This window comes from Deinococcus alpinitundrae, assembly GCF_009982895.1.
Classification (GTDB): Bacteria; Deinococcota; Deinococci; order Deinococcales; family Deinococcaceae; genus Deinococcus; species Deinococcus alpinitundrae.
The window spans coordinates 1-340 of the sequence record NZ_WXZL01000153.1; the positions used below are offsets into that span (position 1 = coordinate 1).

Consider the following 340-nt stretch of genomic DNA (forward strand, 5'->3'; position numbering starts at 1 on the left):
TTTGATCAATGTCCATTGCCGAACGTAAAATATGCTCCATTGAAATATCTTCATCTTCATATTCTTTCATGTATGATTCAGCCTTAGTTATCAATTGGTTTGCTTGTTGGCTAATATATTGACCATATTGTATATTGTCACCTTCTACAGATGCATACGTGTTTAGTTTGTCTTCATAAGCTTTGTTTAATTGATCTACCTCAATATTTGCTCGTTCTAAAATACTTTTATATAAGCTTTCACTTTCATTTAAGGCAGCGCTTAAAATTGCCTCAATTTCTATATTTTGTAATTTATGTTGCTGACTCAGTTCAACTGCTTGTTGTAAAGCACTTTGAAC

At 31.8% G+C, this 340-nt stretch carries 1 protein-coding gene; it reads right to left on the reverse strand.

All coding sequences use genetic code 11. From position 1 onward, the window contains the following. Positions 1–340: Clp protease N-terminal domain-containing protein (locus tag GUI70_RS25450; RefSeq protein WP_161884539.1), on the reverse strand; the 340-nt coding region annotated here is incomplete at both ends.